Source organism: Geminicoccus roseus DSM 18922, from assembly GCF_000427665.1.
GTDB classification, from domain to species: domain Bacteria; phylum Pseudomonadota; class Alphaproteobacteria; order Geminicoccales; family Geminicoccaceae; genus Geminicoccus; species Geminicoccus roseus.
On sequence record NZ_KE386572.1, the window covers coordinates 5,136,328 to 5,162,183 of the forward strand.

General features: G+C 68.7%; 22 protein-coding genes. 13 read left to right on the plus strand and 9 right to left on the minus strand.

Annotated elements, in window-relative coordinates; translation table 11 throughout:
* The first annotated feature begins 2 nt into the window (after nt 1-2).
* Nucleotides 3-668, plus strand: a complete 666-nt coding sequence (locus GEMRO_RS0125090) for a 5-formyltetrahydrofolate cyclo-ligase (RefSeq protein WP_035488046.1) — start codon at nt 3-5, stop codon at nt 666-668.
* A gap of 41 nt (nt 669-709) precedes the next feature.
* Here GEMRO_RS0125090 and GEMRO_RS0125095 read toward each other — a convergent pair whose 3' ends face one another.
* Complete coding sequence (locus tag GEMRO_RS0125095; protein ID WP_027136216.1) at nt 710-2,122, minus strand: hypothetical protein; 1,413 nt, start codon at nt 2,120-2,122, stop codon at nt 710-712.
* 542 nt (nt 2,123-2,664) lie between these two features.
* On the opposite strand from GEMRO_RS0125095, the gene GEMRO_RS31780 reads away from it, so the two are divergent.
* A complete protein-coding gene (locus GEMRO_RS31780) occupies nt 2,665-4,962 on the plus strand; it encodes a molybdopterin-dependent oxidoreductase (RefSeq protein WP_035485992.1) in 2,298 nt (765 codons plus the stop codon).
* A gap of 50 nt (nt 4,963-5,012) precedes the next feature.
* On the opposite strand, the gene GEMRO_RS0125105 is transcribed toward GEMRO_RS31780, so the two are convergent.
* Entirely contained in the window at nt 5,013-5,576 is a 564-nt protein-coding gene (locus GEMRO_RS0125105) for a lipocalin family protein (RefSeq protein WP_157505739.1), read from the minus strand.
* 125 nt (nt 5,577-5,701) lie between these two features.
* On the opposite strand from GEMRO_RS0125105, the gene GEMRO_RS0125110 reads away from it, so the two are divergent.
* Nucleotides 5,702-7,999, plus strand: a complete 2,298-nt coding sequence (locus GEMRO_RS0125110) for a molybdopterin-dependent oxidoreductase (RefSeq protein WP_027136218.1) — start codon at nt 5,702-5,704, stop codon at nt 7,997-7,999.
* A 32-nt stretch (nt 8,000-8,031) separates the two neighbouring features.
* Here GEMRO_RS0125110 and GEMRO_RS0125115 read toward each other — a convergent pair whose 3' ends face one another.
* Together GEMRO_RS0125115 and GEMRO_RS0125120 are read right to left on the minus strand one after the other, a co-directional pair.
* Entirely contained in the window at nt 8,032-8,925 is an 894-nt protein-coding gene (locus GEMRO_RS0125115) for an HNH endonuclease (RefSeq protein ID WP_027136219.1), read from the minus strand.
* An 86-nt stretch (nt 8,926-9,011) separates the two neighbouring features.
* Nucleotides 9,012-10,037, minus strand: a complete 1,026-nt coding sequence (locus GEMRO_RS0125120) for a serine hydrolase domain-containing protein (RefSeq protein WP_027136220.1) — start codon at nt 10,035-10,037, stop codon at nt 9,012-9,014.
* 206 nt (nt 10,038-10,243) lie between these two features.
* On the opposite strand from GEMRO_RS0125120, the gene GEMRO_RS0125125 reads away from it, so the two are divergent.
* A complete protein-coding gene (locus GEMRO_RS0125125) occupies nt 10,244-11,272 on the plus strand; it encodes a metal-dependent hydrolase (protein WP_027136221.1) in 1,029 nt (342 codons plus the stop codon).
* A 13-nt stretch (nt 11,273-11,285) separates the two neighbouring features.
* On the opposite strand, the gene GEMRO_RS0125130 is transcribed toward GEMRO_RS0125125, so the two are convergent.
* Entirely contained in the window at nt 11,286-12,284 is a 999-nt protein-coding gene (locus GEMRO_RS0125130) for a zinc-dependent alcohol dehydrogenase family protein (RefSeq protein WP_027136222.1), read from the minus strand.
* Between the two features lie 71 nt (nt 12,285-12,355).
* Nucleotides 12,356-12,997, minus strand: coding sequence for a GntR family transcriptional regulator (locus GEMRO_RS0125135; protein WP_322100046.1), 642 nt, complete (start codon nt 12,995-12,997; stop codon nt 12,356-12,358).
* Between the two features lie 236 nt (nt 12,998-13,233).
* Between GEMRO_RS0125135 and GEMRO_RS0125140 the strand changes: the two genes are divergently transcribed.
* The 9 genes from GEMRO_RS0125140 to GEMRO_RS0125180 all read left to right on the plus strand — a co-directional run bounded on the left by GEMRO_RS0125140 (nt 13,234) and on the right by GEMRO_RS0125180 (nt 23,388).
* A complete protein-coding gene (locus GEMRO_RS0125140) occupies nt 13,234-14,265 on the plus strand; it encodes a zinc-dependent alcohol dehydrogenase (protein ID WP_027136224.1) in 1,032 nt (343 codons plus the stop codon).
* Nucleotides 14,266-14,309: 44 nt separating this feature from the next.
* Entirely contained in the window at nt 14,310-15,527 is a 1,218-nt protein-coding gene (locus GEMRO_RS0125145; protein WP_027136225.1) for an ABC transporter substrate-binding protein, read from the plus strand.
* A gap of 36 nt (nt 15,528-15,563) precedes the next feature.
* Nucleotides 15,564-16,439: a branched-chain amino acid ABC transporter permease gene (locus GEMRO_RS0125150; RefSeq protein ID WP_027136226.1), complete on the plus strand. Its 876-nt coding sequence runs from the start codon at nt 15,564-15,566 to the stop codon at nt 16,437-16,439.
* Between the two features lie 10 nt (nt 16,440-16,449).
* On the plus strand, nt 16,450-18,270 hold the full coding sequence (locus GEMRO_RS0125155) for a branched-chain amino acid ABC transporter ATP-binding protein/permease (protein ID WP_027136227.1): 1,821 nt from the start codon (nt 16,450-16,452) through the stop codon (nt 18,268-18,270).
* Complete coding sequence (locus tag GEMRO_RS0125160) at nt 18,257-18,961, plus strand: ABC transporter ATP-binding protein (protein ID WP_027136228.1); 705 nt, start codon at nt 18,257-18,259, stop codon at nt 18,959-18,961. The genes GEMRO_RS0125155 and GEMRO_RS0125160 overlap by 14 nt, the downstream gene beginning before the upstream one ends.
* A gap of 9 nt (nt 18,962-18,970) precedes the next feature.
* A complete protein-coding gene (gene fabG / locus GEMRO_RS0125165; protein ID WP_027136229.1) occupies nt 18,971-19,759 on the plus strand; it encodes a 3-oxoacyl-ACP reductase FabG in 789 nt (262 codons plus the stop codon).
* A 26-nt stretch (nt 19,760-19,785) separates the two neighbouring features.
* A complete protein-coding gene (locus tag GEMRO_RS0125170) occupies nt 19,786-21,522 on the plus strand; it encodes an acetolactate synthase catalytic subunit (RefSeq protein WP_027136230.1) in 1,737 nt (578 codons plus the stop codon).
* A 23-nt stretch (nt 21,523-21,545) separates the two neighbouring features.
* A complete protein-coding gene (locus GEMRO_RS0125175) occupies nt 21,546-22,757 on the plus strand; it encodes an ABC transporter substrate-binding protein (RefSeq protein WP_205625088.1) in 1,212 nt (403 codons plus the stop codon).
* A gap of 61 nt (nt 22,758-22,818) precedes the next feature.
* On the plus strand, nt 22,819-23,388 hold the full coding sequence (locus GEMRO_RS0125180) for a 2,4'-dihydroxyacetophenone dioxygenase family protein (RefSeq protein ID WP_035485999.1): 570 nt from the start codon (nt 22,819-22,821) through the stop codon (nt 23,386-23,388).
* Nucleotides 23,389-23,606: 218 nt separating this feature from the next.
* Here the strand turns inward: GEMRO_RS0125180 and GEMRO_RS33055 are convergent, their stop codons facing one another.
* From GEMRO_RS33055 to GEMRO_RS0125195, 3 genes are all read right to left on the minus strand, one after another.
* On the minus strand, nt 23,607-24,443 hold the full coding sequence (locus GEMRO_RS33055; protein WP_051329466.1) for a hypothetical protein: 837 nt from the start codon (nt 24,441-24,443) through the stop codon (nt 23,607-23,609).
* Between the two features lie 63 nt (nt 24,444-24,506).
* A complete protein-coding gene (locus GEMRO_RS0125190) occupies nt 24,507-25,172 on the minus strand; it encodes a hypothetical protein (RefSeq protein WP_027136233.1) in 666 nt (221 codons plus the stop codon).
* Nucleotides 25,172-25,633: a hypothetical protein gene (locus tag GEMRO_RS0125195; protein WP_027136234.1), complete on the minus strand. Its 462-nt coding sequence runs from the start codon at nt 25,631-25,633 to the stop codon at nt 25,172-25,174. The genes GEMRO_RS0125190 and GEMRO_RS0125195 overlap by 1 nt, the downstream gene beginning before the upstream one ends.
* Between the last annotated feature and the right edge of the window lie 223 nt (nt 25,634-25,856).

Sequence of the window (25,856 nt, forward strand, 5' to 3'; positions counted from 1 at the left end):
TGATGAGCGATCCGGACGACGAACCCCGTGGCTATGCCTCCCCGGCCTGCTCCATGCACGAGCTGGATCCCGCCTACATGGGTCTGCCTGCCGACCCCAGTCAGGTGATGAGCTGGCGCAAGCTGGAACGCGCCCGCCTGATCGAGGCGCGCATGGCGGTGCCGGCCTCGGTCCGCGCGGGCCACGCGGCGGCGATCGGCCGGGCCCTCGACGCGGAAATCGGCGATCCGGCCGGCCGGACGATCAGCCTGTTCTGGCCGTTCCGGGGCGAGCCGGACCTGCGGTTCTGGATGGAGGCGGCCAGTGCGAAGGGTGCGGTATGCGCCCTGCCGGTCGTGGTGGAGAAGAGAGCGCCGCTGCAGTTCCGGGCCTGGCGGCAGGGCGACCGGATGGAGCGCGGGATCTGGAACATCCTGGTGCCGGCGGACGGCGCCGAGGTCGTGCCCGACATCGTGATCGCTCCCTTGGTCGGATTCGACGCGGCCTGCTTCCGCTTGGGCTATGGCGGCGGCTATTTCGACCGGACCCTGGCCCGGCTGAACCGCGCGCCCAAGGTGATCGGCGTCGGCTACGAACTGCAAAGGATCGAGACGATCCGGCCGCTCGACCACGACATCCCGATGGACGTGATCGTGACCGAACTTGGAACGGCGATGCGCCGCGGCTGACGGGTCGGCCGCGGCGCATGCTCAGGAGGTGACCGGCCGGTTCAGGCCTTGCAGGCGCTGGTCACCGACATCTTGGTCTTCTGGTCGGCGAACGCCTTGGTGGCCTTCCACCAGGCTGCGTTGCTGTTCCACTTGTCCCAGCCGCTGGAATGGCTGGCGGACGCGCGCGAGCCCCAGATGATGGCGCCGTCGGTCAGCTTGTGGAGGGTCTCCAGCTGGAGCTTCCAGAAGCTCTCGGGGATATAGGTCGAGCCGATCTTCGGCTCGGTGTTGTGGTACTGCGGCCAGAGCAGCGCGATCACCGGCTTTCCGTACTGCCGGGCTTCGGCGATGTTGGTGCGGGCATATTCCAGCCAGCCGGCCTGGTCGGTCTTGAAGGTGTAGAGCGACGGGAACACGACGTCGACTTCGGCCGCCAGCGGGCGGATCTTCTCGTTGTTGCCGAGCCAGGTATGCCAGCGGTCCGGGCGGTAGCTCTTGCTGGTGGGCGCCAGGTAGTTCCGCTCCGGGATCAGCATGTAGTAGCCGAACTTGATCCGGGTATTGCCCGCCGCACGCACGCCTTCCTTCAGCGTCCGGACCACCGTGATGAGCTTGTCCATCTCCTTGATGGTGTCCCAGTGCTCGATGTCGATGACCGCATAGCGCGGGTTGCGCTTGAGCAGGAGCGGGACGACCTTGTTCTTGAGCTGGGCGATGTTGGGCTTTTCCTGCGACCCGCTGCCGAACAGGGTGTCGCCGTAGAGCATGTAGAGGTCTTCGCTGATGCCGCAGTTCGCGAACGACGGCATGTTGTGATAGCGGAAGCCCTTGTAGATCACCCAGTCGCTGGAGTTGCCGCCGGAATTGTTGTTGTTCGGCACCGACGGCGTGTTGGGCGTGCTGCCGCCATTATTGGTGCTGCCGCCATTATTGGTGTTGTCGACGGGCTTCTCGGTCTCGGGCTCCGACTTGGACCCGCCGCCGAACTTCGCCGCGACCGCGGCGGCATAGGCCACCACATAGGCGTCGGTGATCTTGTTCTTCTTCAGATAGTAGGCGTACTGCTCGGCCTTGGCCGGATTGGTCTTCGCCTGCTCGCGCATGACCGTCATGTTGTAGCGCCAGCCGCTGTTGTCGATCACGGCGCCCTTGAGGATCGAGGCGGAGGCGGCGGTCGTTCCGGCCGGCTTGCTGCTCGCCGGCTGGGTGCTCCCGCCTTTGCCGAACTTCGCGGCCACCGCGGCGGCATAAGCCACGATATACTCGTCGGTGACCTTCAGCTTCTTGAGATAGTCGGCGTACTGCTTGGCCTTGGCCGAGCTGGTCTTCGCCTGCTCGCGCATCACCGTCAGATTGTAGCGCCAGCCGGACTGGTCGATCGTGACATTGCCGAGATTGACCGCAGCCTGCGCCGCGTTGGTGGAGATGAAGGTCGACATCGAAATCGCCAGCGTCAGGACGACAGCGAACATCGCTCGTTTGGAGCGTCTCATGATCCCCCCCAGGACCGCCAACACGGTGAACGATGCGAAGCAGCAAGCGGCCAGTACGGCGCCTCGAAGAAGGCCGGACTAGAAAATGCGCGACGGTAAATCTTTCGTCACGCCATCAGACAATTGACCACACCACTCCGTAACATCCGGATAGAGGCTGTAGTGGCTTACTTTCGCTGTGAGAACAACTTACGCGCCAAATCTAGATTGCATGACGCACATTTCATATTTCCGGCAGGGAACCCGAGCGCCTTCGTTCATGCATCCGGCCGATGAACTCGCCGATGGCTCAGGTCGTTTTCCCCAGGATTCCTCATCCAGAAGATGATGAAGTCGCTCCGCAGCCTGATCCCGAACCGGGCACTGTGAATTCCGGGGTCTGTTAATGTTTCGAAGCCCCTCGCCCGCCTTTTCGGGCTGCAGGCGTCGCGTCTTGCCGCTTGCCGGCCACGCTGCGAGATTGCGCGGTCGCAAGCTGACCACCCTGCCGCTCAGGCCAGTCCCGATCTGGAGTTTCCGCGTTGACCACCGACGGCCGTTTCCTTCATGCCGCGCACTGGGGCACCTTCTATGCGGTCGTCGAAAGCGGGCGCTTCGTGCGGGCCGAACCCTTCGAGGGTGATCCCACGCCCTCGCCGATTCTTTCCAACATGCCGGAAACCGTGCAGGGCCCGGCGCGGGTCCGCCATCCCATGGTCCGCCAGGACTGGCTGGAGCGCCGGGGCGCCTCCCGTGCCACCCGCGGCACCGGCCCGTTCGTCCGGGTCACCTGGGACCAGGCCCTGGACCTGGTGGCCGGGGAACTGGGGCGGGTGCGGGCCGAGCATGGCGACGCCGCCGTCTATTCCGGCTCCTATGGCTGGTCGTCGGCCGGGCGCTTCCACCATGCCAAGAGCCAGCTGCAGCGGTTCATGAACCTGTCCGGCGGCTCCACGGTCAGCATCCAGAACTACAGCTATGCCGCGGCGATCACGCTGCTGCCCCACGTGGTCGGCACCCTCGCCCCGGTGGCAGGTCCTATGTCGAGCTGGGACGGGATCGCGGCCCACACCGAGCTGTTCGTGGGCTTTGGCGGCCTGGCGCTGAAGAACGCCCAGGTCGAGCCCGGCGGCATCGGCCACCACACCACCGAGACCTGGGTTCGCCGCTGCAAGGCCAACGGCACCGCCTTCGTCAATATCGGCCCCTCGCGCGCCGACATGCCGGCCTGGCTGGACGCGGACTGGGTCCCGCTCCGCCCGAACACCGACACCGCCCTGATCCTGGCGCTGTGCCACAGCCTCCTGGCCGAGGACCTGCACGACCGCGGCTTCCTCGACCGCTGCTGCGCCGGCTTCGAGCGCTTCGCCGCCTATCTGCGCGGTGAAACCGACGGCACGCCGAAGTGCCCGGAATGGGCGTCGCCGATCACTGGTGTGGCGCCCGGGACGATCCGGGCGCTGGCCCGCCGGATGGCGGGAGCGCGGACCATGATCAACCTCGCCTGGGGCCTGCAGCGCGCCGACCATGGCGAGCAGCCCTACTGGGCCGCGGTGGCGCTGGCGGCGATGCTCGGCCAGATCGGCCTCCCGGGCGGCGGGTTCGGCTTCGGCTATGCCGCCATGGGCGGCAACGGCGAGAAGCGCCCGAAGGGCGGCCTGCCCACCCATGCCCAGGGCATCAACCCGGTCGACAGCTGGATCCCCCTGGCGCGCATCGCCGACATGCTGCTGCAGCCGGGCCAGAGCTACGACTATGACGGCAAGACCCGCATCTATCCGGACATCCGGCTGGTCTACTGGTGCGGCGGCAATCCGTTCCACCACCACCAGGATCTGAACCGGCTGGTGCGCGCCTTCCGGCAGCCCGAGACCGTGGTGGTCAACGAGGGCTTCTGGACCGCCACCGCCCGGCATGCCGACATCGTGCTGCCGGCCACCACCACGCTCGAGCGCAACGACATCGCCGCCTCCCGCCAGGACGACTTCCTGATCGCGATGCGCCAGGCGATCGAGCCGGTGGGCGAAGCCCGCTCCGACTTCGAGATCTTCACTGGCCTTGCGGAGCGGACCGGCATCGCCCAGGCCTTCACCGAGGGCCGCGACGAGATGGCGTGGCTGCGCCATCTCTACGAGCGCGCCCGTGGCCGCGGCAGCAACGAGCTGCCGGACTTCGACCGGTTCTGGGCGGACGGCCATGCCAGGCTGCCGGTCGACGACGCGCCGTTCGTGCTGTTCGCCGACTTCCGCGCCGATCCCGCAGGCCGGCCCTTGAAGACGCCATCCGGCCGGATCGAGCTCTATTCCGAACGCGTCGCCGGCTTCGGCTACGAGGACTGCCCCGGCCACCCGGCCTGGATCCCGCCGGCGGAATGGGCCGGCAGCCCCAGGGCCGCCACCTTCCCGCTGCACCTCCTCTCGCCGCAGCCGGCCGGGCGGCTGCACTCGCAGATGGATGGCGGGGGTGCCAGCCGGCGGAGCAAGATCCAGGGCCGAGAGCCGGTCCGCTTGTCGCCGGTGGATGCCGGCGCGCGCGGTCTCGTCGATGGCGATATCGTCCGGATCTGGAACGATCGCGGCCAGGTGCTGGCCGGGGTGATCGTGACCGACGACCTGATCCCGGGCGTTGTCCAGCTCGCGACCGGTGCCTGGTACGACCCGAAGGAACCGTTCGGCCTGGACCTGCGCGGCAACGCCAACGTGCTGAGCCTGGACAAGGGCACCTCCCGGCTGGGCCAGGCCCCCTCGGCGCAAAGCTGCCTGGTGGAGGTCGAACGCTGGACCGGCGCCGTGCCGGACCTGGGACCCGACGTTCCCGAGGAGGCGGTCCAGGCCGCCTGATCCCGGTTGCCGGCGGGCCGTTTACACGAACGAACCCGAGCGGCGCGGGCTCACGCGCCGCCGGCCGGCGGCTGCTCGACGATCTTGATCAGGTCCAGGTCGTAGCCCAGCTCCTTTGCCCGCTGCAGGTGGCGCTCCAGCACCTCCTGCCCGGGCTCCGGGTCGCGGCTCAGGATCCACAGATACTCGCCGGACGGCTCGCCCACGATCGCCCACTCATAGTCCTCGCCCCGGTCGAGCACCCAGTAGTCGCCGTAGAACGGCCAGAAGAAGGTGACGTCCAGCTTGGCCCCGTCCGAGCCCGGGACCGGCTCGGCATAGCCTTCCGCCGTCTCGACCGGGCCGGAGGGCGAGCCCTTGCGGCAGGTGTTGATCACGTCGATCCCGCCATCCGGACGCACCGTGTAGTCGGCGGTCACGCCCTCGCACCCGGTCTCGAAGCGGTTCTCGTAGCGGGCCAGCTCGTACCAGCGGCCGAGATAGCGCTCCAGGTCCACGGCCTTGGCCGGCTCAGGCACGCTGTCGTTGCCGGACGGACCGCTGGCGCAGGCGGCGAGGCCGAGGCCAGCCAGCATTCCGAGCAGCGCCCGGGAGACGATCCTGTGTCCCATCATGCCGGCTGTCCCGCTCCTTGACCCTTGTTGGGTGGAAAGTCGTCCAGGCAGCGCCGGGTTCCGGTGGCACCATCTGGCCGGATCAGCGATCATATCGAGGTACAGCCACGAAGAAGATGCCCTCGATGTCGGTTCAGCGCCCCGTCCCGCACAGTTCCCACTGGGGACCCTTTACCGCCGGTCTCGACGACGGGAAGGTGGTCGTCACCCCGCATCCCGACGATCCGAACCCTTCCCTGGCGCTCGGCAACATCCCAGCCGCCGCCCGCCATCCGGCCAGGATCGGCCGGCCGCTGGTGCGCCGGGGCTGGCTGGAGAACGGCCCGGGCCCGGACCCGCGCCGCGGCCGGGACGAGTATGTCGCGCTGCCCTGGCAGGAGGTCGAGGAGCGGCTGGCGGCGGAACTGGTGCGGGTGCGCGACCGGCATGGGCCCGGCGCGATCTTCGGCGGCTCCTATGGCTGGAGCAGTGCCGGCCGCTTCCACCACGCCCAGAGCCAGCTGCACCGCTTCCTCAACCTCGCCACCGGCGGATACGTCGCCTCGGTGAACACCTACAGCGCTGCCGCCGCGGAGGTGATCCTCCCCCACGTCATCGGCACCAACACCACGCTCAGCCGCAACCAGCCCTTCTGGCCGGGCATCGCCGCCGACACCGACCTGGTGGTGGCGTTCGGCGGCCTGCCGGTGCGCAACACCGCCGTCAGCAGCGGCGGCAGCTCCATGCACATCGCCGCCCAGGCGCTGGCTGCCGCCGCGGACCGCGGGGCGGGCATCGTCTATTTCAGCCCGATCCGCGACGATCTTCCGCAAGCCGCCCGCGGCGACTGGCAGCCGATCGTGCCCGGCACCGACGTGGCGGTGATGCTGGCCCTGGCCCATACGCTGATCAGCGAGGAGCGGCACGACCGCGCGTTCCTGGCCAGCCATTGCGTCGGCTATGCCCGCTGGGCCGCCTATGTGCTCGGCAGCAGCGACGGGATCGCGAAGACGCCGGAGTGGGCCGCCGCGATCTCCTCGGTCCCGGCCGACATGATCCGCACGCTGGCCCGCCGGATGGCCGCCGGCCGGACGCTGGTGACGGTGAACTTCGCCCTGCAGCGGGCCGAGCATGGCGAGCAGCCGGTCTGGGCAGGCCTGGCGCTGGCCGCCCTGCTGGGCCAGATCGGCCTGCCGGGCGGCGGGTTCTGCTGCGGCCTGGCCTCTGCCGGGAACATCGGCAAGCGGCCGCTCGCAGTACCGCTGCCGGTCTTCCCGCAGGGCAGGAACCCGCACCCCGACTTCATTCCGGTGGCGCGCATCGCCGACATGCTGCTGCATCCGGGCGAGCCCTACCGCTACAACGGCCAGGAGCGGACCTATCCGGACATCCGGCTGGTCTACTGGGTCGGCGGCAACCCGTTCCATCACCACCAGGACCTGCGCCGGCTTTCCCGCGCCTTCGGCCGGCCGGAAACGGTCGTGGTCCACGAACAGGTCTGGACCGCCACCGCCAGCCATGCCGACATCGTGCTGCCCGCCACCGTCACCCTGGAGCGCGACGACATGGCGGCCGCCAACAACGAGCCGCGCCTCCACGCGATGCACCGGCTGGTCGAGCCGTTCGCGGAGGCCCGCGACGACTATGCGATCTTTTCCGCCCTGTCCGGCCGGGTCGGCTGCCGGGAAGCCTTCACCGAGGGCCTGGACGCTCAAGCCTGGCTCGAGCGGATCTTCGAGCCGACCCGGCAGGCGCTGGCGGAACGGGGCGACGAGGCGCTCGATTTCGCCACCTTCTGGCAGCGCGGCGAACTGGTCCTGCCTGAGATCCACGAGCCCGGCCCGATCGCCCGCTTCCGCGCCGATCCCGCCGCGTCGCCGCTGCCCACCCCCAGCGGCCGGATCGAGCTGTTCTCGGAGACCATCGCCTCGTTCGGCCTGAGCGACTGCCCGGGCCACCCGGTCTGGCTGGCTCCGTCGGCTTGGCTCGGCGCCGCCGACAGCTCCAAGGCGCCGCTGCAGTTGGTCGCCAACCAGCCGGCCAGCCGCCTGCACAGCCAGCTCGACTTCGGCGCGGCCAGCCAGGCTACCAAGGTTGCCGGCCGCGAGCCCCTGCGCATCCATCCCGACGACGCCGCACCCCGCGGGATCCGTTCCGGCGACCCGGTCCTGGTCCGCAACGACCAGGGCGCCTTCCTGGCCGGTGCGGTGCTGTCCGAGGACATCCGGCCAGGCGTGGTGCAGGTCGCCACCGGCGCCTGGTATGCCCCGCACCCGCTGGAGCCGCACGGCACCGTCTGCATCCACGGCAATCCGAACATGGTCACCCGCGACGTCGGCACCTCCAGCCTGGCGCAGGGCTGCACCGGCCAGCTCGCCATGGTCGAGGTCGAGCGCTATGCGGGCGAGCTGCCGCCGGTCCGGGTGCATGCCGCCCCCGGCTGATCTCCCAGAGCCCGGTCAGCCTCTTGGCGCACTCAGCCCTTGAAGACGCATTGCCGGTGGTAGTCGAGGAACACCGGGTGCGGCCGGAGTCGGGGATCCGCCGGCATCGCCACCCGGCCGTCCGGCCGGAACAGGCGCAGCGCATCGTCGGGAATACCGCGGCTGGCGCGCAGGATCGATCCATCCGGGCCGATCGACAGGAGGCCCCGGTCGAACATCCAATGGACGGTTCCGCTTAGCACTAGGCCGTTGCGCACCGAATCAGGACCATCGGCGGCGACCGGCCGGATATGGACAGCCTGCGCCTCGGTCCGGCCGCCGCCATTGACGATCCGCAGGCCGGTGAACGCGCAGGTCTGCCGATAGGCGGCCTGGACCGACTTCGCGAACGCCGCCTCCCGGAACGGCCGGCTCACCAGCCGCTCGACGATGGGCCGCCGGAACAGGGCGGGAGCTTCGCCAAGACCGGCCTCGGCCGACGACACCTCTCCGGCCGGAAGCAATTCCGCCGCGAAACCGGCCTGGACGATCGTCTCGTACTCGCGGTCCGGCAGGCTCCGCACCGCCCGGCCGAACGCGCCCTTGCTGGTCTGCCCGTCGTCGCGGACCAGGAAGCTCTCGTAGTAGTGGACGCCGTCCCGGAAGGGCACCGGACGATCGAATGCCAAGTAGTTGGAGATAGCGGCGTAGAAATGGCCGGGCCTGGCCGGATCGGCACGGACATCCTGGACCCGAGCGGTCGCGACATAGGCCTGCCGGCCTCGATAGGCCCTGTCCCCGGTGCCTTCGCGGCGTGGCTCATAGTAGACGATGAAGTCGCCGACCGCCTGCTCGACCGTGCGCAGATAGGTCGACGGGAAGTGGTACCGCTCCTCCGGCAGGTCGTCGTAGATCGACGCGATCTTATGGGTGAAGACGGCTTTCAACGGCGCCCAGCCAGACTGCCTTCCTCATCTCCCGCTATCCTTGGGATCGCCCGGAGGCAAGCAAGTCCAGCGGTGGGCGCGTCGCCTCATGCTTCCACGGCAAGCACCACCAGTTCGTCCAGCAACCCATGCAGGTCGTCGGTGTGGCGGTCGCCGCGCGGCCGCGGGCTCGGGTCCGAGGTCATCGCCACCGTCAGCGCCAGGTCCGGCACCACGAACAGCATCTGCCCGCCATAGCCCCAGGCATAGTAGACCGGGCGGCCGTGCGCCTCGCGGATGAACCAGGCATAGCCATAGCCATCGCCGGTCCAGACCGACGTCGTGCGCTCCTGCCAGGAGGTGGCGACCCAGCCCGCCGGCAGCACGCGCTGGCCGTCGATCGTCCCGTCCTGCCGGTACAGTTCTCCGAACCGCGCCAGGGCCAGGGGCGAGAGCAGCATGTTGTTGCCGCCGAAATAGATCCCCTGCGGATCCCGCTGCCAGGCCGGGATCCGGATGTCCAGGGGCAGGCCCAGCCAAGTGCGCGCCAGGGCGAGCGTGCTCTGGCCGGAAGCCTCGGTGAGCAGGGCGGAGAGCAGGTGCGAGGTGCCGGTGGAATAGACCATGTGCCCGCCTGGGCGGGTCTCGAACGGCCGGGCCAGGGCATGGCGCACCCAGTTCTTGCTGGTCACCCAGGCGCCATAGGCTGGACCGGAGGTCGAGCCCAGGCCCGCCTGCATCGACAGGAGATGCCCGACGGTGATCTCCTCGACCATCGGATCGGCATCGTCCGGCACCTGGTCGCCCAGCACCGACACCACTTTCTGGTCGGTCCCGCTCAGGATTCCTTCGCCGATGGCGATCCCCGCCAGCGCCGCCAGCACCGATTTCGAGGCCGACTTGATGTTGACCGGCCGGTCCAGGGCCGGCCCGCGCAGGCGCCGCTCCAGCACCGGCGTGCCGTCCTGCAGCACGACCAGCGCATGCAGGCGCGGAATGGCGGCGGCGCGCTCGACGATCGCCTCGTGGGCGGCGGGTGCTTGGGCGAAGGCCCGGAAGGGCCGCAGGACCGGCAGGGCCGCCGCCATTCCGAGCGTGGCGCGGCGTGTCCATCTCGGCGAAGCTCCGGCCATCCTGATCCTCTCCTTCTCGGGCTATCCGCCAGTAGTGCGGCAGCGAAGGAAGATGGCCAGATCCGTGCGCCGTTCAAGGGAACCGTCTCCACCAGTCAAAATGGCTGTGCAGGTGGCGAGGACCGGACCGCGCCACCACCTCATGCCGAGTGCCGCCGGGAGCCGCCCCGGCCGATGTCCCAGGATCGAAACGGAACTGCCCGCTCATGGATACGGTCACGCAGATGCTGTTCGGCGCCACGGTGGCCCAGGCCGGCTTCCGCAGCCGGCTCGGCCGCAAGGCGCTGGCCGCAGGCGCGCTGATCGGCCTGGTTCCCGATCTCGACGTGGCGGTCGGATGGCTGGCCGGGCCGTTCGCCAGCTGGCAGTACCATCGCAGCTTCACCCATTCCCTGCTGTTCGGGCCCCTGGTCGGTCCGCTGCTCGGCTGGCTGTGCTGGCGCATCCAGCGCTGGCGACATGGCGGCGAGGAGGACGGCGACATGCTGCGCTCCTGGATCTGGCTGGCGATCCTGGCCTTGGTCACCCATCCGGTGATCGACGCCTTCACCAGCTACGGCACCCAGCTGCTCTGGCCCCTGACCGACCGGCGCTTCGCCATCGACGCGCTGCCGATCATCGACCCGCTCTACTCGCTGGTGCTGGCCGCCGTGCTGGTGGCGGGCTCGCTGCGCCGCGTGGCGGCCCGGACCGCGCAGGATCTGGCAGGCGCCGCGCTCCTGTTCATCGCGATCTACTCGGTCGCCGGCTGGGCGATCAACGACCGGGTCCGCCAGATCGCCGCGGCCGATTTCGGCCGCCCCGCCACGGTTGACGCCTACCCGCTCCTGTTCCAGCCCTACTATCGGCGCGTGGTGGCGCTGACCCCGGATGCAGCCCATGTCGGCTACTACTCGGTGCTGAATCCCAAGCCGATCGAATGGCAGGCTTTCCCGCAGGGACAGGGGGCTGCCGTGCAGGCGGCGCGCGCCACGCCGCAGGCGCGGCTGTTCTCCTGGTTCGCGATGGACCGGCTGCTCTGGCAGGAGCAGCCCGACGGCAATGGCGGCAGCATCGTCCAGGCGACCGACCTGCGCTATGGCTTGCCTGGCTCCACCGATATCGGCTTTTGGGGCGTGCGCGCCCATGTCGGCGCCGGCAACCAGGTCACCGGCCCGATCGACAGGATCACCATCCCCCGCGACGCGTCCGCCGCGGCGTTTGCCCGGTTCTGGTCGGAGATGACCGGCTGGTAGCGCCAGCACCCGGTCAGGCGGCGGGGTCGTACTGGATCTTCATCGTGCCGGTCTTGAGCGGCGTCGCCATTTGTTGGGCGATGTCGGCAAGCGGCAGCCGGTGCGACACCAGGGCCTCCGCGCGCCTGCCCAGCCCCTTCAGCACCTCCACCGCGTCGGGCAGGTTGAAGCACACGGCATGGCTGCCGATCAGGGTGAGTTCGCGGCGGAAGATCTCGTAGGGGCTGAACGCCGCGCGGGCGGCCGGCGGGCAGACCCCGAAGAACAGGATCGTGGCGCCGTCGCGGGCGAAGCTCGGCATGCGCGCGCACACCTCCGCCACGCCGGTGCAGTCCACCACCAGGTCGAACCCGTCGCCCAGGGCCGACGGCTCGATTTCCCGTCCGTCCACCGCGGCCGCCGCGCCGAGTTCGACTGCCTGGGCACGCCGGGTCTCCTCCAGGTCGACCATGGTCACGTCGGCAACGCCGCGCGCCTGCAGGCCCATCATCATCATCAGCCCGATCGGCCCGGCGCCGAACACCAGCGCCCGCATCCCCGGCGCCACGTTCGCCCGGTCGATCCCGTGCATCACGCAGGCCAGCGGCTCGGCCAGGGCAGCCACGTGGAACGGCAGGTCACCGATCGGATGGACGTTCTTGGCCGCCACGGCAACAAAAGGCGCGAACCCGCCGTCGTTGGTGGCACCATAGCCCTTCAGATTGGCGCAGAGGCTGGGCCGACCCGCCATGCAGGAGCGGCACTGCCCGCACGGGATCAGCGGATCGACCGTGACACGGGCACCCGTGGCGACGCCGGTCACGCCCTCGCCCAGGGCCACGACCGTGCCGGCGATCTCATGGCCAGGGACCACGGGGAAGGCGCACAGATAGCGCCCGTGCAGGATGTCGAGATCGGTGTGGCAGACGCCGGTGGCACCTACCTCGACCACCACCTGCCCCGCGGCGGGAGCCGGGTCGCGGACATCCGTCACCAGGGCGTCACCGATCTCCCTAAACAGCAAAGCCTTCATCGTTCCTGTCTCCCTGATCCGCCGGCGTCGGCCGCCGGTCGTTGCCGGCCGCCCGCAACGGGACGGTCCGTTCATTCCGCGCCAGCCCCCTCGACATAAAGCAGGAGTTCCTGGCCGCCGCGCACGATGTCTTCCTCGACCGCCCGCCGCACCGCGGCGCCGTCCCGCCGCCGCAGCCCCTCGACGATCCGCACATGCGGGTGGACGTCCCACTCCATCACGCCGTTGTCGTAGAGGTGCGACAGGATCGGGCCGCAGCGCATCCAGAGCGACGCCACGAACTGGTAGACGATCGGCAGACGGCCCATGGCGCACAAGGCGAAGTGGAAGCGCTCGTTGAGCTCCACGGCGGTCTGGAACCGGCCGGCATCGCAGGCGGCGACGATCCCGCCGTGGATCTCCTCCAGCGCCCGGATCTCGGCCTCCGGCGCGATCGTCGCGGCCCGCGCAGCGGCGCGTCCCTCCAGGTCGACCCGCAGGTCGCGGATCTCCAGCATGCTGGCGCGGTCCAGCACCGGCACGACCACGGTGCCCCGCTCGTCCAGGGTCAGCGCCTGCTCGGACACCAGCCGCAGCAGGGCCTCCCGTACCGGCGTGGCGCTCAGGCCGAGCTTGATCGACAGAGGCCGCAGGAGGAGCCGTTCGCCTGGCTTCAGCCGGCTGCGCATCAGGGCGGTCCGGATCTCCTGATAGGCCCGGTCGCTCAAGCTCACCTTGGAGATGCGGGCAAAGCCTGCTCCGGCTTCGTCCGGCCGCTCCGGATCCGGTTGCGCTGGGTCGGGGGGCTGCGGAGGCGGCCGGCTTGACATCGGGAAACTTGCCCTGCAGCTTTGTTATAACAAATAACGCGATGCATCGTATGGGGGGCGTGTCATGCTGACAAGGACCAGGGCCATCGGGCCGTTCGTGCGCCCAGGTCGGTCCTGACCGGATGGCGGAGGCGTCCTCGATGCTTGCACTAAGGAAAAGCGGCCCCGCTTTCGGCCTGGACTTGGCCGAGGTCGAGGCGCCGGGCGAACCGGCCGCCGGCGAGGTCCTGGTCGAGGTCGCCGCGGTCGGGATCTGCGGCTCCGACATACATGTCTACGAGTGGACCGCCGGCTACGACTTCATGACCCCGCACATGCCGATGACGCTGGGCCACGAGTTCGCCGGCCGGGTGGCGGCGGTCGGTCCCGGTGTGGACGGCTTCGGCATCGGCGATCCGGTGACTGTCTGGCCCACCGTGGCGTGCGGCCAGTGCCGGGCCAGCCTTGCCGGCCGGCCGCAGGACTGCCAGGAGCGCCGCGTGATCGGGCTGCACCGCAACGGCGGCTATGCCCGCCGGGTGGTGGTGCCGGCCGGCAACTGCCTGGCGCTGCCGGAGAATCTGGACATTGGTCTGGCTGCCCTGGCCGAGCCATTGGCGGTCGGACAGAACGCTGTCGACGTCGCGGAGATTGGGTCGGGCGATGCGGTCCTGGTCCTGGGCCCCGGCCCGATCGGCCTCGGCATTGCCTGGCTGGCCCTCCACCAGGGCACCGGCACGGTGATCCTAGCCGGCCATGACGACCGCCTGCGCCTCGACTGCGGCCGGCGCATGGGCATCCCGCATCTGGTCGACCTGAAGGACGAGCCGCTCGACCGCGCGGTCGATCGCATCCTCGGCCGGCCGGTCGACCGGGTGATCGAGGCCACCGGCCAGGTCGCTTCCATCCATGACGGCCTGGGCGTGCTGCGCTCCAGCGGCATCCTGGTGGTCGCCGGGATCCATTCGGAACCGCTCGAGATCGACCTGACCCGCCTGGTCCGCGACAAGAAGCAGCTGCGCACCGCCCATGACGCCTCGCCGAGCGCCTGGCCGCGGGTCCTGGCCCTTCTGGCCTCGCATGGGGCGGAACTCGGCCAGATGGTCTCGCACCGCCTGCCCTTGTCGGCCGCGCTGGAAGGCTTCGAGCTCGCGCGCCGCAAGCAGGCGATCAAGGTGATCCTCGAACCTTGAGGGTCCGTCTTCGCGTCGACCAACGATCAGGGAGTGAGCCAAACATGGCCATCAAGTTCCGGCCCGGCCTGGGCCTTCTCGCGGCGGCAGCACTCGGCCTGATGGCAAGCACCGCCCATGCCGAAGTGAAGATCGGCGCCCTGTTCCCGTTCAGCGGCGCGCTGGCCCTGCTGGGCGACGAGAGCTGGCGCGGCGTCGAGCTGGCCGGCGAGGAGTTCAACGCCGCGGGCGGCATCGACGGCGAGCAGGTCGTGTTCGTGCGCGGCGACGCGGTCGACAACAACCAGGCGATCGCCGAGGCGCGCCGGCTGATCTCGGTCGAGGAGGTCAAGGCGATCTTCGGGACCTATTCCTCGTCGCGCTCCCAGGTGGCGAGCCAAGTCGCCGAGCTGGCCGGCATCCCCTATTTCGAGCTGGGTGCTGTGTCCGACGACATCACCGGGCGCGGCTTCCAGTACCTGTTCCGGACCAATCCCACCGCAAAATCGATGGCCGAGCGGACGGTGCAGATGATCACCGAGGTGATCGCACCCCGCCTAGGCGTGGAGCCGGGCTCGCTCAAGATCGGGATCATCCACGAGGACAGCCTGTACGGTACCACGGTCGCGCATTTCCAGAACGAGTTCGGCAGCGAGGCCGGCCTGACCATCGTCGAGACAATGCCCTATCCGGCCGACACGGTCGATCTGTCCTCCACCATCCTGCGCCTGCAGCAGAACGAGGTCGATGTCGTCCTGCAGACCTCCTACCAGAACGACAGCGTCCTGTTCTTCCGCCAGGCCCACGAGGCCGGCTTCGAGCCCAAGGCGGTGATCGGCGGCGGTGGCGGCTACTCGCTGGTCGACACCGCGCAGGCGGTCGGCACCGACCTCATCGAGGGCGTCTTCAACGCCGACGTCACCCAGTATTCGGTCAATCCGGATGCTGCCCCGGGCATCGAGGACTTCGTCACTGCCTACGAGACCAAATACGGCAGCGAGCCGCGCTCCGGGCACAGCCTACTGACCTATGTCGGCGCCAAGGTGATCCTGGAGGCGCTGGCCAAGGCGGAATCGCTGGAGCCCGACGCCATCGTCGCCGCGGTCAAGGCGATCGACATCCCCGAGGGCGGAACGGCGGAAGGCTGGGGCGTGAAGTTCGGCGAGGACGGCCAGAACGAGCGCGCCACCATGATGGGCATGCAGTGGCAGGACGGCAAGCTGGTCACCGTCTGGCCGCCCGAGGCCGCCATCGCCGAGGTCCGCCTGGACAAGGCGGAGTGAGCTGAACCCGGCGGCGGACAGGACAAGGGCACCGGCATGACCGTCTTCTGGCAACTCGTGATCAACGGGCTGATGCTGGGTGGGCTGTTCGCCATCATCAGCGTCGGCCTGACCCTGATCTTCGGCATCGTCCGGCTGGTCAACTTCGCCCATGGCGAACTGCTGATGGTCGGCATGTATGCGACCTTCCTGCTGACCACCCAGCTGGGCGTGCATCCCTACGTCCTGGCGCCGCCGGTCGTCCTCCTGCTGTTCCTGGTGGGCGTGCTGATCCAGCGCTTCATCCTGCAGCCGCTCCTGGAGGCACGCGACAGCCATGTGCAGATCTTCGCGACGGTCGGCCTGTCGACGGCGCTGATCAACCTGGCGCTCCTGCTGTTCGGCGCCGACATCCACTCGACCCCGGCCTATGGCGCGCGCACGCCTTTGGCGGTGGGCCCGTTCCGGGTCCTGTCCGGCCATCTGGTGATGTTCGCCGCCGGCATCCTGGTGGTGGCGGGCCTGCACGTCTTCCTGCGCCACACCTATCTGGGCCGGGCGATCCGGGCGACCGCCCAGCACCGCCATGCCGCCCAGCTGATGGGCATCGACATCAACCGGATCTACATCATCACCTTCGGCATCGGCACCGCCTGCGTCGGGCTCGCCGCCACCCTGGTGGCGCCGATGTATCCGGTGTCGCCGACGGTGGGCACCTATTTCGTCCTGACCGCCTTCGTGGTGGTGGTGCTGGGCGGCATGGGCAGCCTGCACGGCGCCTTCATCGGCGCGCTCATCATCGGTCTCGTGGACAGCCTGAGCGGCTACTACATCGCCCCCGACCTGAAAGAGGTCGTGATCTTCGTCATCTTCATCCTGATCCTCCTGGTCCGACCGACCGGGCTGTTCGGGATGGGCCGCGGCTCGGAATAGGAGAGCTCCGATGAACCAGCCAAGGCCCTCCCCGCTCGCCGCCTTCGGGCTGGATCCACGCGGCGCCATCCTGGTGGCGCTGCTGCTGGCGGCCCTGCTCGCGATCCCGATCGGCGTCGATTCCGATTTCGTGTTCCACATCTTCATCACGATCTGCCTGTACGGCGCACTCTCCACCGCCTGGAACATCGTGGGCGGCTTCGCCGGCCAGCTCTCGCTGGGCCACGCGATCTTCTATGGCCTGGGCGCCTACACCGCCGGCTTGCTGGTGCCCTTCGGCATCTCGCCCTGGATCGGCATGCCGATCGGCGCCGCGATCTCGGCGACGGCGGCCGTCCTGATCAGCGTGCCCTGCTTCCGCCTGCGCGGCCCGTTCTTCGCGCTGGCGACGATCGCCTTCCTGGAAGTCGCCCTCCAGCTGGCCCTGCACTTCAAGGACCTGACCGGCGGCGCCGTCGGCCTGATGGTCCCGCTTCAGATCGGCTGGGAATGGATGATCTTCCGCGACCGGGAGCCCTCCCTCCTGATCGCGTTCGGCCTGCTGCTGCTCACCCTGCTGGTCGCCGGCTGGATCCGCCACAGCCGGTTCGGCTACTACCTGATCGCCACCCGCGAGCGCGAGCCGGCCGCCCAGGCCGCCGGCGTCGACAGCCTGAAGGTGCGCCTCTGGGCCGTCGCCATCTCCGCGGCCCTGACCTCGATGGTCGGCACCTTCCACGGCATGTACCTGACCTTCATCGAGCCGGAGGCGATGTTCTCGCTGGCCCTCTCGATCCAGATCGCGATGTTCGCCCTGATCGGCGGGATCGGCACCGTGCTGGGACCCCTGCTGGGCACGCTGCTGGTGGTGCCGCTCACCGAGCTCGCCCGCGGCTGGCTGGGCGCCGGGGCGATCGGCCTGCACGGCTTCATCTACGGCACCGTGCTGGTGCTGATCGTGCTGTTCATGCCGGACGGGCTGGTGGGCTTCTTCAGCCGCAAGGCCAGTGGCAAGGCTGACGAGGCCGCGCGCCAGCCGGGTGCGATGCAGGCCTCGGCCGGTACGCTGGTCCACGATCCGGCCGAGCCCATGGAAGCCCGTGCCATTGGCGAGCCGATCCTGGTCGCCGAAAAGCTCAACAAGGCGTTCGGCGGCCTGCGCGTCGCCCAGGACCTGGACCTCACGGTGCAGGAGGGCGAGGTCCTGGGGATCATCGGTCCGAACGGGGCCGGCAAGACCACCCTGTTCAACATGCTGTCCGGCTTCCTCCCCCCGGATTCCGGGATCGTCCGGGTGCGCGACCGGAGCGGGCAGTTCGTCACCCCCACCTCCCCCCATGAGTTCGCCCGGATCGGCGTCGGCCGCACCTTCCAGATCGTCCAGCCGTTCGCGGCGATGACCGTGCTGGAGAACATCATGGTCGGCGCCTTCCACCATCACCCCGGCCGCAACGAGGCGCGCGACAAGGCGCTGGAGGTCGCCGAGGCGATGGGCCTGTGGGCGCAGCGCGACGTGGAGGCCCGCAACCTGACCATCGGCGGACTCAAGCGCCTGGAGGTCGCCCGGGTGATGGCGACCGAGCCGCGCATCCTCCTGCTGGACGAGGTCATGGCCGGGCTGAACCAGACCGATGTCCGCCACGCCATCGCGCTGATCGAGAAGATCCGCGACACCGGCGTGACCGTGATCGCGATCGAGCACGTCATGCAGGCGATCATGGCGCTGTCCGACCGGGTGGTGGTCCTGAACTCGGCGCGGCTCCTGGCCAACGGCAAGCCGGCCGAGGTCGTGCGCGATCCCGCGGTGATCGAGGCCTATCTGGGAGAGGAGTTCGTCCATGCTGCGGCTTGAGAACGTCTCCGCCGGCTATGGCCGGGTGACCATCCTGCACGACATCTCGATCGAGGTCGGCCAGGGCGAGGTGGTGACCATCGTGGGCGCCAACGGTGCCGGCAAGACCACCACCCTGCGCACCATCGCCGGACTGGTCCGGCCCACTGCCGGGCGGATCACGTTCGACGGCCAGGAAATCGGCCGCCTGCCCGCCCATGAGGTCGTCGACCTCGGCATCACGCTCATCCCCGAAGGCCGCCAGCTCTTCCCGTTCATGACCGTGCGCGAGAACCTGCTGATGGGCGCATACACGCCGCGCGCCCGGGCAGAGGCGGAGGAAACCCTGGCCTTCACCTTCAGCCTGTTCCCGCGCGTGCAGGAAAAGCTCGGCCAGATGGCCGGGTCGCTTTCCGGCGGCGAGCAGCAGATGGTCGCGATCGCCCGCGGCCTGATGGCCAAGCCGAAGCTGCTCCTGTTCGACGAGCCGTCCCTGGGCCTGGCCCCGATCATCGTGAAGCAGGTCTTCCAGACCATCGACAAGATCGTCGCCACCGGCGTGACCGTGCTGATCGTGGAGCAGAACGTGTTCCACACGCTGAGCATCGCCGATCGCGGCTACGTGCTGGAGAACGGCGAGATCACCATGACCGATACCGGCGCCGCACTCCTGAAGAACGACCATGTGCGCCGGGCCTATCTTGGAATCTGAGGGACGACGATGAGCGCAGACTTGAGCAACCGCCCGAGCCACCGGGACCGCATCGTCCTGGTCACCGGGGCCGGCCAGGGCATCGGCGCCGCGATCGCCGAGGGGTTCGGCCGCCGCGCCGCCAGGGTCGCGGTGACCGATGTCGACCTGTCCCGCGCCGAGGCGGTCGCCGCCCGGATCCGCGATGCCGGCGGTCGGGCAGCGGCGGCCGCCTTCGACGTCGCCGACTATGACGCCCTGAGCCAGGCTGCGGGCCGGCTGCAGGACGAGCTGGGCGGCGCGTTCGACACGGTCATCAACAATGCCGGCATCTCGCCCAAGCACAAGGGCAAGGCCCATCTGGTCTACGAGATGTCGCCCGACGAATGGCGCCGGGTGGTCGACGTCAACCTGACCGGCTGCTTCAACACGACCCGCCTGCTCAGCCCTGCCATGAAGGACAAGGGCTTCGGCGTGCTGATCCACATGTCGTCGGTGGCGGGCAAGACCTACTCCAACGTCGTCGGCGCCCACTACGCCGCCACCAAGGCCGCGCTGATCGGCTTCACCAAGCACACCGCCGCCGAGCTCGGCCCATTCGGCATCCGGGTCAACGCGCTGGCGCCCGGCCGGATCGACACGCCCCTGATCCGCACCGTGCCGGACGAGATCAACCGGGTGCAGATCGAGATGACCGCGCTGCGCCGGCTGGGCCGGCCCGACGAGGTCGCCGACCTCGCCCTCTACCTGACCTCCGACGAGGCCAGCTTCATCACCGGCCAGGTCTGCGACGTGGCCGGCGGGCTCCTGATGACCTGATGGCAACGAGCAGGAACGACCAGTCCATGTCCACCGAGGCAGCCCGTCCGGGCCACTCCATCGCCAACATGTCGGGCGCCCATGTCTTCGCCGCGGCGCTCAAGCGCCACGGCGTCGAGGTGATCTTCGGCCAGAGCATCCCCTCCGCCCTGTTCCTGGTGGCGCCGGAGTTCGGCATCCGCCAGATCGGCTACCGCACCGAGAACGCCGGCGCCGCCATGGCCGACGCGTTCGCGCGCGTCTCCCACCAGGTCCCGGTGGTCACCGCCCAGAACGGCCCCGCCGCGACCCTGCTGGTCCCGGGCCTGGCCGAGGCCTTCAAGGCCTCGATCCCCATGGTCGCGATCGTCCAGGACGTGCACCGCCAGCAGACCGACAAGAACGCCTTTCAGGAACTGGACCATCTCGACCTGTTCAAGGGCGTCGCCAAGTGGATCCGCCGGGTCGCCGAGGTCGACCGGATCGACGACTATGTCGACATGGCGTTCGCCGCCGCGGCTTCCGGCCGTCCCGGCCCGGCCGTGCTGATCGCGCCGGTGGACCTGTTCACCGACCGGCCAAAGTCCGGTTCGGGCCGGCGTGTCGCGTCGTTGGGCAGCTACCCGCTCGACCGGACCGTGGCCGATCCTGATGCGGTCGCCCGGGCCGCCGATCTCCTGGCTTCCGCCCGCGCACCCCTGGTGATCGCCGGCGGCGGCGTGCATCTTTCCGATGCCAGCGCCGAGCTTGCCGCCCTGCAGGAGCTGGGCTTCCCGGTCGCCACCACCGCCATGGGCAAGGGCTCTGTCGACGAGACCCACCCGCTCTCGGTGGGCGTGGTCGGCTACTTCATGGGCACCCGCAGCCGCACCCGGCACCTGCGCCCGCTGGTCGAGCAGGCCGACGTGATCCTGCTGGTCGGCAACCGCACCAACCAGAACGGCACCGACAGCTGGCAGCTCTATCCGAAGGACGCGCGCTACATCCACCTGGATGTCGACGGCCAGGAGGTCGGCCGCAACTACGAGGCTGAGCGCCTGGTCGGCGATGCGAAGCTGACCCTGCAAGCTCTTTCCAAGGAGTTGCAGGGCCGTGATCTCGCTGGCCGCGACGCCGCCCGTCCTGCCCTGCAGCAACGGATCCAGGAGGCGCGCGACGCCTGGGATACGGAGGTCACCGGCACCCTCGACCTGGATGCGTCGCCGGTGCGCCCGGAACGGTTGATGCGCGACCTGGACAGCGTGCTGACCCCCGACACGATCGTGGTCGCCGACGCCAGCTACGCCTCGATCTGGATCTCCAACTACCTGGTGGCGCGCAAGGCCGGCGCCCGGTTCATCACGCCCCGCGGCATCGCCGGCCTCGGCTGGGGCCTGCCGTTCGCGCTGGGGGCCAAGATCGCGCGGCCGGAGGCGCCGGTGGTGTGCCTGACCGGGGATGGCGGCTTCGCCCATGTCTGGTCGGAACTGGAGACCTCGCGCCGCATGGGGCTGCCGGTCGTGCTGGTGGTCCTGAACAACCAGATCCTCGGCTACCAGAAGCATGCCGAGAAGGTGCTGTTCGACGGCTACAGCGACGTCTGCGACTTCCAGGCGGTCGACCATGCCGCCATCGCCCGCGCCTGCGGCTGCCAGGGCGTGCGGATCGAGCAGGCCGCCGACTTCCTGCCGGCCCTGAAGACCGCGCTTTCCGCATCCGCCACCACCGTGATCGACGTGGTGACCGACCAGAAGGCCTTCCCGCCGATCACCATGTTCGAAGCGAACCAGCGGCTGGATTACTGACCCGCCGCGCCTGGAGGCTGACCATGACCGCCAAGCTGTTGAACGCCAGGCTGCTGACCGGGGCCGCCCTCGCGACCAGCCTGTTTCTCGCCCAGCCGGCGCTGGCCGAGGTCGAGTTCGGTGCCCTCTATCCCTTCAGCGGCGAACTCGCCCTTCTGGGCGAGGAAAGCTTCCGCGGCCTGGAGCTGGCGGTGGAGGAGATGAACGCAAAGGGCGGCGTCCAGGGCGAGCAGATCGTGCTCGCCCGCGGCGACGCGGTGGACAACAACCAGGCGATCGGCGAGGCCCGCCGCCTGACCTCGGTGGAAGGCGTGAGCGCGATCTTCGGCACCTATTCGTCCGGGCGCTCGATGGCGGCGAGCCAGGTCGCCGAACTGGCCGGGATCCCCTATTTCGAGCTGGGCGCGGTCACCGCCGATCTCACCAACCGCGGCTTCCAGTACCTGTTCCGCACCAACCCCACCGCGGTGCAGACCGGCGCCACCACGATCGACCTGGTGCGCGAGGTCGTGGCCCCGGCCCTGGGCGTCGACCCGAAGGAGCTGAAGCTGGGCATCCTCTACGAGGACAGCAGCTTCGGGGCCTCGGTCGGCAAGTACAAGATGGAGGCGGCGGCGAAGCACGGCATGAACGTCGTCCAGGAGCATGCCTATCCCGCCAGCACCGTCGACATGTCGTCGATCATCCTGGCCCTGCAGCAGGCCGAGGTCGACGTGGTCATCCAGACCGCCTACCTGAACGACACCGTGCTGTTCCTGCGCCAGGCTCACGAGGCCGGCTACAAGCCGAAGGCGATCGTGGGAGCGGGCGGCGGATACTCCATGCAACCCGCGGCGGACTCCGTCGGCCACGACTTGATCGACGGCGTGTTCGACGTCGACTTCACCCAGTACAAGATCAATCCCGACGCAGCGCCCGGGATCGAGAACTTCGTCCAGGCCTATGTCGACAAGTACGGCAGCCAGCCGCGTTCCGGCCATTCGCTGGTCAACTATGCGGGCTCGCTGGCGATCCTGCAGGCCCTGGACGAGGCGGAAGGCTTCGATCCGGAGACGATCCGCGAAACCGTGGCCGCCATGGACGTCCCGCTCGGCCAGACCGCCACCGGCTACGGCGTGAAGTTCGACGAGAACGGCCAGAACACCCGTGCTTTCTATTACGGAATGCAGTGGCAGGACGGCCAGCTCGTCACGATCTATCCCAAGGAAGCCGCGTTCGCCGAGCCGCGCTTTTGAATGATCCCCTGGAGCCGTGCCGGCAGGCCGCGCGGCTCCTTCTGAGCTGGAGCCCCCCGCCATGTCGATTGCTGCCCCGACGGCGCAAGCCGCGAGCGACGCCGCCCCCCGCCGCCTGGACCCGAGCAAGGTCGCCTACCAGCGTCCGCAGCCGGTCGGGATGGTGCCCGACATCTTCCTGAACGGCGCCCTGTCGCTTGGGGAGGACGACCCGCACTGGGTGCTGCAGGCGGAGAATGTCTGGTTCAAGCCTTTGGTCCTGAACGTCACCCAGGGCTTCTACGTCAACATCCTCAAGGTGCAGAAAGCCGGCGTCCTGTCCCGCCACCGCCATTTCGGCCCGGTCCACGCCTTCACCCTGAAGGGCTCCTGGCACTATCTGGAGCATGACTGGGTCGCGCGCGAGGGCGACTACGTGTTCGAGCCGCCCGGCGAGACCCACACCCTGGTGGTGCCGGACGATGCCGACGGCATGATCACCCTGTTCCACGTCACCGGCGGCTATTCCTATGTCGACCCGCAGGGCGAGGCCCTGGGCTACGAGGATGTGTTCACCAAGCTGGAAGCCGCCCGTCGGCATTTCGAGGCAGTCGGCCTGGGTGCCGGCTATGTCGACCAGTTCGTGCGCTGAACGAGAAAGCTGGCTGCGTCATGCGCGGCCAGCCTCCCCCCGGAGGAGCGACGGGGCACCGGTCGGAATGCCGTACCAGGCCGTCGGCAGAAACCACGGCCTGGCGCCAGTCGTCCTGTCGTCGGGTCTCCACGGAGCGAACCCTGAGCTGGCTTCTTGAACTCCTCCCGCACAGGTGCGGGGCGGAGCATCCGTCCGCCATGCCGAGTGAACCGGGCTCATCCGCCTGTCCGGATATCGGGACGCACCTCCAGCGTCATCATGACGGCCAATGGAAACAGCATGAACATCGAGGCAATCGAGATCACGGCGGAGACCACCCCATAGTCGCCGCCGATCGAGGGGCAGCCGAAAAAGCCGAAGAAGATGAAGCAGGCGGTGGCCGTCATGAACGCACGTTGGCGCGGGTCGGCGCCACAGGCCCTGTCCAGCACCAGGGGCAGCACCCGGGAGAACAGATCCCAGGCCGCCAGGAGAGATGGCAAGACCACGAACGGGAACAATGCCCAGGGTGAGATGCCCAGGCCCTGGGCTGCGATCCCCATGTCGCCATGCGTCGCAATGGTGCGCACCGGCGCGTAGCTCCAGAGATTGCCGCTCGCCATCACTGCCAGCCAGAACAGGAGCAGCAGGCCGAGCGGCGGCATGGATGATGATTGCCTCCTCAAGGTCAAGGCGCAGGTCAGATAGAGCAGGCCGTTGCCCAATCCCGGCCCCGCCAGTGCGACGACGGCTGCTTCGAATCCATGCCCGGTCGCGAACATCCGGTCGTAGTCGACATTCTCGCTGATCTCCTGCTGCAGGAGCAGGTTCGCAAGGTTCAGGTGGCCGTAATCAAGAGCCAGGGGATCGGACTTGAAGCCCAGCAGCCAGGCTGCAACGGCATGGGAATACTCATGCAGAAAGAACGCGACGGCATGGGTGGCCAGCAGAGCCAGCGACGTCAGAAGGGCAAAGCGCGCGGCTTGCCCATGCGCCCGGACCCCTACGGGTCGACGGGCACTCACGATGGACGTGGGTTCGCTCACCCGAAGCAGCTTGATGTCTCCGCACATCTGCACTCGCTGGGCGGCTGTTCTCGCCCCCGGCTGTCCATCGCTACACCTTGCCCCCTTCCGCTACTTTCTCGCCAGGGCAGCCGCTTTCTCCGCCGTGGCGCGCTTCGACAAGGTTGGCTTGGAGCCGGTGGCGCATCGGCTGCACGAGACTATTCCAAATTGGGCATTGCAGTCGTAGCTGACACCGTTGGAACAGGTCTGGGTGAAGGTCTGGAAGCAGACCGATACACCGCCTGAAGTTATGCAGAAATTGTGGATGTTGGCCTCCGGGCAGCCGGGATCGCCGACCGGGTCACCAACGATCTGGCAATTCTGGACATCCGGCTGTGGCGTGGACGAACAGGCCAGGCTGACCGTCAGGTCCTGCGCGCCGTACCAGTTGGTGAAGGTGCCGTCGAACTTGTTCGGTGCCTGGGCAAACCAGTTCGCCGTGCCGGTAAAGCCGCTCTCCTTCCAGGCGTAGCTGCCGATATAGCCCGCATAGGGATATCCCCAGTAATAGGGGTGGTCCCCTGTGCAGTAATAGGCCCAGCCCTGGGTCTCCGCTCGGCCGTACGGCACCGGCTTCTGGACCTGCACCTCGCAGTTCGGGATCGGATCGCCTGTTCCGTTGCTGGCGGTCAGGCAGACGTCGACATCCTGGGCGCCGGCCGGGGCCGGCAGCAGCAGGAGGCCGCAGGCCAGCAGGCCGAGCCAGACCAGCTCGCGGACGGAATGGATCGTCATCATCGGCTTCCCTGCGGCTGGACTGGCCGGGAGGGGGAGGCATGCATCTTCTGCATGAACCCGCCACTACCCGAGAACGGCTTGGTCGCGCAGCCGATATAGAAACGGAACGAGCCCGCCGCGTTCGCCCTGTTCTGGGCGACCACGGTCAGGCTGTGCAGGCCCCCGCCGGAAGGCAGCGCCGTAAGTTCCAGATGCTCATGGCGCTTGGCATCCCAGCCGACCACATGGGGGTAGGCGCGCGGGCAGGTCAGCGTGATCTGCTCGGACTCCCGTGCCCCCACCCGGGTCAGCCTGGAATGGACCGTCGAGCACGGGTGCCCGGCGGCGCCCACGCATTCCTGCCGCTGGTACTGGAAGATGCGTTCGGTGTCGTAGACCGGATGGGCCGCCGCCGGCAGCACCGAAGCCCCCCAGATGACGGGCAGCGCCAGTCGGGCAAAGGATCGTCCACCAAGCATGCCGATAATCCATCTCCTGAAACGCCGTCTTCAAGCTATGGGCGAGCCCCGATCGGCAAGGAAATGGTCGACGGCTGGATGATCATGGAAATCTGTGGAAGATCCAGAAGCCACCGCTGGTGCGGTCTATCCCGACCGGGATCGGGACGATTCCGAGCCCCCACTTTCAGAACGACAGCGGCTCGGGAAACGCTGGCAACAACGGCCAGCGCGGGCACTGGAG